Origin of the sequence: Massilia rubra, from assembly GCF_011682065.1 — a bacterium.
Lineage (GTDB): Bacteria > Pseudomonadota > Gammaproteobacteria > Burkholderiales > Burkholderiaceae_D > Telluria_A > Telluria_A rubra.
Map to the genome: position 1 here is coordinate 64287 of NZ_VUYU01000033.1, position 6799 is coordinate 71085.

General features: G+C 62.7%; 6 protein-coding genes. All 6 read left to right on the forward strand.

The window, feature by feature from the left end:
- Positions 1-26 precede the first annotated feature (26 nt).
- The 6 genes from dapD (at position 27) to F0185_RS30080 (ending at position 6660) form a co-directional block, all read left to right on the forward strand.
- A complete protein-coding gene (gene dapD, locus F0185_RS30055; protein ID WP_166886795.1) occupies positions 27-854 on the forward strand; it encodes a 2,3,4,5-tetrahydropyridine-2,6-dicarboxylate N-succinyltransferase in 828 nt (275 codons plus the stop codon).
- A 31-nt stretch (positions 855-885) separates the two neighbouring features.
- Positions 886-2031, forward strand: a complete 1146-nt coding sequence (locus tag F0185_RS30060; RefSeq protein ID WP_167231528.1) for a PilT/PilU family type 4a pilus ATPase — start codon at positions 886-888, stop codon at positions 2029-2031.
- Between the two features lie 161 nt (positions 2032-2192).
- Entirely contained in the window at positions 2193-2546 is a 354-nt protein-coding gene (locus F0185_RS30065; RefSeq protein WP_167231531.1) for an ArsC family reductase, read from the forward strand.
- 7 nt (positions 2547-2553) lie between these two features.
- Positions 2554-3705, forward strand: coding sequence for a succinyl-diaminopimelate desuccinylase (gene dapE / locus F0185_RS30070; RefSeq protein WP_167231534.1), 1152 nt, complete (start codon positions 2554-2556; stop codon positions 3703-3705).
- Positions 3706-3718: 13 nt separating this feature from the next.
- Positions 3719-4621, forward strand: coding sequence for a 50S ribosomal protein L3 N(5)-glutamine methyltransferase (gene prmB / locus F0185_RS30075; RefSeq protein WP_370664092.1), 903 nt, complete (start codon positions 3719-3721; stop codon positions 4619-4621).
- A 26-nt stretch (positions 4622-4647) separates the two neighbouring features.
- Complete coding sequence (locus F0185_RS30080; protein ID WP_167231538.1) at positions 4648-6660, forward strand: ATP-binding cassette domain-containing protein; 2013 nt, start codon at positions 4648-4650, stop codon at positions 6658-6660.
- Positions 6661-6799 lie beyond the last annotated feature (139 nt).

The window sequence follows — 6799 nt, forward strand, 5'->3', positions numbered from 1 at the left end:
CCACACCACTTACTGATAATACGATCATGACCCAACAACTCCAAAGCATCATCGACACCGCCTGGGAACAGCGCGCCGAAATCAATCCATCGAACGGCACGGCCGAACTGCGCGAGGCAGTCGCCCACGTGATCGCTGGCCTGGACGACGGCAGCATGCGCGTGGCGCAAAAAACCGGTGCCGACTGGGTCGTCAACCAGTGGATCAAGAAAGCGGTGCTGCTCTCCTTCCGCCTCGAGAACAACAGCGTCATGACCTCCGACGGCACCATGCAGTTCTACGACAAGGTACCGACCAAGTTCGCCAACTACACGGCCGACGATTTTGCGCGCGGCGGTTTTCGCGTGGTGCCGCCGGCCGTTGCGCGGCGCGGCAGCTTCATCGCCAAGAACGTGGTGCTGATGCCGTCCTACGTCAACATCGGCGCTTACGTCGATGAAGGCGCCATGATCGACACCTGGGCCACGGTCGGTTCGTGCGCGCAGATCGGCAAGAACGTACACCTGTCCGGCGGCGTTGGCATCGGCGGCGTGCTCGAACCGATGCAGGCCAATCCGACCATCATCGAAGACAACTGCTTCATCGGCGCCCGCTCCGAGATCGTCGAAGGCGTCATCGTCGAGGAAAACTCGGTCATTTCGATGGGCGTGTACATCGGCCAGTCGACCAAGATCTACGACCGCGCCACCGGCGAAGTGAGCTACGGCCGCGTGCCGGCCGGTTCGGTCGTCGTGTCGGGCAACCTGCCGTCGCCGGATGGCCTCTACAGCCTGTATTGCGCCGTCATCGTGAAACGTGTGGACGCCCAGACACGCTCTAAAACAGCTATCAACGAATTGCTTCGCGGTATCTGATACAGTAAAAGTCCAAACCAGGAGAAAAAAAATGGCAATGGACCGCTTGTTCCATCTGATGAAAGAAAAAAACGCGTCGGACATGTTCTTCGCGGTCAATTCGCCCGTCCACATCAAAATCAACGGCAACCTGATTCCCATCAACCAGCAAAAGCTGGAGCCGGAAAACATTTCAGCCCTGCTCGCGGAAATCTGCACCCAGGAGCAGATGGACGAACTGGCGCGTGAAAACGAGCTGAACATGGGTATTTCGGTCGCCAACCTGGGGCGTTTCCGTTTGTCGGCGTTCCGCCAGCGCGGCTCGATTTCGGCCGTGTTCCGCTTCGTGCCGGCGATCATCCCGCCTCTGGCCGACCTCGGCCTGCCGCACGTGCTGGCCGACCTGATCATGGAAAAGCGCGGCTTGCTGCTGCTGGTCGGCGCGACCGGTTCGGGCAAGTCGACCACCATCGCCTCGATGCTGGATCACCGTAATGAATTGCGTGCCGGGCACATTTTGACCCTGGAAGACCCGATCGAATACCTGTTCAAGAACAAGAAATCGATCGTCAACCAGCGCGAAATCGGTAGCGATGCCAATAGTTTCTACATAGCACTGCGCAATTCGATGCGCCAGGCGCCCGATTGCATCCTGATCGGCGAGATTCGCGACAAGGAAACCATGGCTGCGGCCCTGGCGTACGCCCAGTCCGGTCACCTGGTGCTGGCAACCTTGCACGCGAACAACTCGTACAACGCGCTGAACCGGATCATCAGTTTTTATCCGATCGAAAACCGCCCTGCGCTGCTGCAGGATTTGTCGTCGGCGGTGAAAGCCATCGTGTCGCAGCGCCTGGTACGCTCGGCGGCGGGCGGCACCCGCCAGGCGGCGGTGGAAATCATGGTCAACACGCGCTATATCGCCGACCTGATCGACAACGGCGAGATCGGCCAGATCAAGGAAGCGATGGAAAACAGCCTCTCGCCGGGTTCGCAGACCTTCGAATCGGCCTTGTACGAGCTGGTCAAGAGCGGCCTGATCACCCAGGAAGAAGGACTGGCCAATGCCGACTCGGCAACCAATCTGTTGTGGCTTCTTAACAACGGTCCGGACATACGCGCCGCGAGTGCGCCGGAGGCGGCGCCCAAGCCTGTCGTGGAATCGTCGTCGTTCACCGAGTTTACGCTCAATAGCTGATTCGGGCGGCGCTCGCCGCCCTCCTGCGCCGCATGCGCAGGGGCTTCTCCCCGGCCACCGCGCTACCAGCGGTGCGCCTGTGGTATCCTCCCGGGTTCCCCAAGAATACTCAGGCAACCACGCCCGCATGCCGGGCCGGTGCGCCGCGCTCCTGATCGACCATGAAAAAAACCCTGTACGGCATTCCCAACTGCGACACCGTCAAAAAAGCCCGCACCTGGCTGACGGAGCACGCGCAGCCATTCGACTTCCACGACTTCAAGAAGCAGGGGCTCGAACGCGCCACCGTGGCCGCCTGGCTCGAAGAACTGGACTGGGAAGTGCTGGTCAACCGCAAGGGCACGACCTGGCGCAAGCTGCCCGACGAGCGCCGCGCGGCCATCGTCGACAAAGCCAGCGCGCTCGAACTGATGCTCGAACAGCCCTCCGTCGTCAAGCGCCCGGTGCTGGCCGGCGCCGGCAAGCTGTCGGTCGGCTTTTCGGATGAGCAGTACCGCCAGATTTTCTCACTTTAAGACGCCAATGACCTTTTCCCGTACCCTCGCGCTGACCGAAAAACTGATCGCGCTGTCCTCGATCACGCCCGACGACAAAGGCTGCCAGCGGCACCTGATCGACTTGCTCTCGCCGCTCGGCTTCGTGTGCGAGACCATCGAATCGAACGGCGTGACCAACCTGTGGGCGCGCAAGGGCGTCGCCTCGCCGGTGTTCGTCTTTGCCGGCCACACCGACGTGGTGCCGACCGGCCCGGTCGAACAATGGCAGTCGCAGCCCTTCATTCCGACCCAGCGCGACGGCAAGCTGTATGGACGCGGCGCGGCCGACATGAAGACCTCGATCGCGGCCATGGTCGTGGCGTGCGAAGAATTCATCGCCGAACACCCCGATCACACCGGCTCGATCGCCTTCTTGATCACCAGCGACGAAGAAGGCCCGGCCACCGACGGCACCGTGGTGGTCTGCCGCCTGCTGGAAGAGCGCGGCGAAAAGATCGATTACTGCCTGGTGGGCGAGCCAACATCGGCCAACACCCTGGGCGACATGATCAAGAACGGCCGGCGCGGTTCGCTGTCGGGCAAATTGTCTATCCGCGGTATCCAGGGCCACATCGCCTACCCGCAGCTGGCCAGGAATCCCATTCACCAGAGTGCGCCGGCATTGGCCGAACTGGCCGCCGAGCAGTGGGATGCGGGGAACGAATACTATCTGCCGACCTCGTGGCAGATGTCGAACATCCACGCCGGCACGGGCGCCAACAACGTGATCCCGGGCGAAGTGACGATCGACTTCAACTTCCGCTTTTCGACCGCCAGCACGTTTGAAGGCCTGAAGGCGCGCGTGCATGCCATCCTCGACAAGCATGACCTGGAATACGCGCTGGCGTGGACCTTGTCCGGCCTGCCCTTCCTGACCCCGCGCGGCACTTTGTCGGATGCGCTGTCGAACGCCATTTTGTCGGAGACTGGCGTGACGACCGAATTATCGACCACGGGCGGGACCTCGGACGGGCGCTTCATCGCCCGCATCTGCCCGCAGGTGATAGAATTCGGCCCTCCGAATGCCAGCATCCACAAGATCGACGAGCACATCGACGTGCGTTTCATCGATCCGCTCAAGAATATCTATCGCCGCACGCTCGACAACCTGCTGGCGCCTGCGCCGCACAACACATGACCCGAGAACAGCCATGACGACTACTCTGTTTACATCGACTTTTACCACGCCGCGCGACCTGCTGCGCTATGCGATCACCCGTTTCAACGGCGCCAAGCTGTTTTTCGGCCACGGCAGCGCCGAAGCGCTGGACGAAGCGGCCTATCTGATCCTGCACACGCTCAAGCTCCCGCTCGACAAGCTCGATCCCTTCCTCGACGCCCGCCTGCTGCCGGACGAAGTGCTGCAAGTGCTGGCCGTGATCGAACGGCGCGTCAAGGAGCGCGTGCCGGCCGCCTACATCACCAACGAAGCGTGGCTGGGCACCTATGCCTTCTACGTCGACGAGCGCGTGATCGTGCCGCGTTCCTTCATCCATGAACTGATCCCGCACCAGTTCAGCCCTTGGGTGGAAGATCCGTACGCGGTCGAGAACATCCTCGAACTGTGCACCGGGTCGGGCTGCCTGGCGATCATGATGGCCGACGCCTTCCCCGACAGCGTGGTCGATGCGGTCGACATTTCGACCGACGCGCTGGCCGTGGCCGAGCGCAATATCCGTGAATACAAGCTCGAAGGCCGGGTCAACCCGATCGCCTCGGACCTGTACCAGAATGTCCCGTTCAAAAAATATGACCTGATCATCTCGAACCCGCCGTACGTCAATTCGGCGTCGATGGCGTCGCTGCCGCCGGAGTACCTGCGCGAGCCGCAAATTGCGCTCGACGGCGGCGCCGACGGCATGGACCTGGTGCGCAAGATCGTCGCCGGGGCCGCCGAACGCTTGTCGCCGAACGGCATCCTGATGGTCGAAATCGGCAACGAGCGCGACTACGCGGAAGCGGCCTTCGGCCACCTCGGCCTGACCTGGGTGACCACCAGCGCCGGCGACGACATGGTTTTCCTGCTCACCGCAGAGCAGTTGCAAGCACAGTAATCCTCACTCATTACAAAAAGTAGAACATGATCCGTTTCCTGAACGTTAGCCTGATGCGCGGCACCAAGCCGCTGCTGGAAGGCGTCGACCTTACCCTTAACCCGGGCGATAAAATCGGCCTGATCGGCGCCAATGGCGCCGGCAAATCGAGCCTGTTCGGCATGCTGCGCGGCGAGCTGCACCCGGACCAGGGCGAGATCGATTTCCCCGCCAAATGGCGCATGGCTTACGTGGCCCAGGAAACGCCGCCGCTCGAACGCGCGGCGCTCGATTACGCGATCGACGGCGACGTCCACCTGCGCAAACTCGAAGCGGAACTGGCGCGCCTGGAATCGGAACCGGAATCGACCGAGAACGGCATCGCCATCGGCGAGATCTACAGCGCGCTGGCCGACGCCGACGCCTACACGGTGCAGTCGCGCGGCGAACAGCTGCTGCTGGGCCTTGGCTTTTCGCTGTCGCAGATGCAGATGCCGATCGTCAGCTTCTCGGGCGGCTGGCGCATGCGCCTGAACCTGGCGCAGGCGCTGATGTGCCCTTCCGACCTGTTGCTGCTCGATGAACCGACCAATCACCTGGATCTGGACGCGATCATCTGGCTGGAAGACTGGCTCAAACGCTATGCCGGCACCCTGATCATCATTTCGCACGATCGCGACTTCCTCGACGAGATCGTCAACGTCATCGTGCATATCGACGAGCGCAGGCTGAAACGCTACTCGGGTAACTACTCCGGTTTCGAACGCCAGCGCGCCGCCCAGATGATCCTGGCCGCCGGCGCACTGGCCAAGCAGCAGCGCCAGCGTGCCCACCTCGAGTCGTTCGTGAACCGCTTCAAGGCGCAAGCCTCGAAGGCGCGCCAGGCCCAGAGCCGCATGAAGGCGCTCGAAAAGATGGAAGAACTGGCGCCCTTGCGCGCCGCCGCCGAATTCTCGTTCGAATTCCGCGAGCCGCTGGCCGCGCCGAATCCGCTGCTGGTGATGGAAGACGTGGACGCCGGCTACCATATCCTCGACGAGCATGGCGACAAGGTCGGCGACAAGGTGATCGTATCGGGCATCAAGTTCTCGCTCCAGATCGGCCAGCGCATTGGCCTGCTGGGTGTGAACGGCGCCGGTAAATCGACCCTGATCAAGACCATCGCCGGCGAACTGATGCCGCTCACGGGCGACGCCACGCTCGGCAAGGGCCTGTCGATCGGTTACTTCGCCCAGCACCAGGTGGAGATGCTGCGCCATGACGAGTCGCCGCTGTGGCACTTGTCCAAGATCGCGCCGACGGTGCGCGAACAGGAACTGCGCAACTTCCTGGGCGGCTTTAACTTCCCGGGCAATATGGTCACCAGCCCGATCCGCCCGTTTTCCGGCGGCGAAAAGGCGCGCCTGGCACTGGCGCTGATCGTCTGGCAACGCCCTAACCTGCTGCTGCTCGATGAACCGACCAATCACCTGGATCTGGAAACGCGCGAAGCGCTGACCATGGCGCTGGCGCAGTTCGAAGGCACCCTGGTGGTGGTATCGCACGATCGCCATCTGCTGCGCGCGACCACCGACCAGTTCATCATCGTCGCCGACGGCAGGTTGCAGCCGTTCGACGGCGACCTGGACGACTACAAGGACTGGCTGTTCCAGACCAAGCTTGGCAAGGGCACCACCGTGCTGCCGGCGGCGGGCAAGGATAACAAGACGGCGTTCCCGGTGGCGGCGGCGGTTGCGGCGCCAAGCGCGCCGGTGGTCGACAAGAAGGACCAGAAGGAGCAGAAGCGCCAGGACGCGGAGCAGCGCCAGCGCACGGCGGCGCTGCGCAAACCGATCGAAGGCAAGATCAAGCGCCTGGAAGAGCAGATCGCCAAGCGCAATGAGCAAAAGACCGACGTGGATGGCAAGCTCGGCGAAGCGAGCATCTATGAGGCGGCCAACAAGGCCAAGCTGAAAACGCTGCTGGCGGACCAGTCGTTCTACAAGAAGGACTTGGCGCAGCTGGAAGCGGAGTGGATGGAGTTGCAGGAGCAGTTGGAAGGCTTGGGCGCTTTAGCTTAATAGAGGCTGAGGCCTCACCTTCAAGCCGCAGACCTTAAGACCGTCGCCCCCCCCCCCGCGGGGGGGCCAGGCGCCGCCCGGGGGAAGGGGGGAGGGCCCCCCCCCGGGGGGGGGGGGCGGGGGGGTTGGCGCGGGGCCC

Excerpts from the sequence above, each read along its gene's own strand:
- dapD (WP_166886795.1), top strand. The coding sequence starts at position 27 with ATGACCCAACAACTCCAAAGCATCATCGACACCGCCTGGGAACAGCGC.
- F0185_RS30060 (WP_167231528.1), top strand. The coding sequence starts at position 886 with ATGGCAATGGACCGCTTGTTCCATCTGATGAAAGAAAAAAACGCGTCG.
- F0185_RS30065 (WP_167231531.1), top strand. The coding sequence starts at position 2,193 with ATGAAAAAAACCCTGTACGGCATTCCCAACTGCGACACCGTCAAAAAA.
- dapE (WP_167231534.1), top strand. The coding sequence starts at position 2,554 with ATGACCTTTTCCCGTACCCTCGCGCTGACCGAAAAACTGATCGCGCTG.
- prmB (WP_370664092.1), top strand. The coding sequence starts at position 3,719 with ATGACGACTACTCTGTTTACATCGACTTTTACCACGCCGCGCGACCTG.
- F0185_RS30080 (WP_167231538.1), top strand. The coding sequence starts at position 4,648 with ATGATCCGTTTCCTGAACGTTAGCCTGATGCGCGGCACCAAGCCGCTG.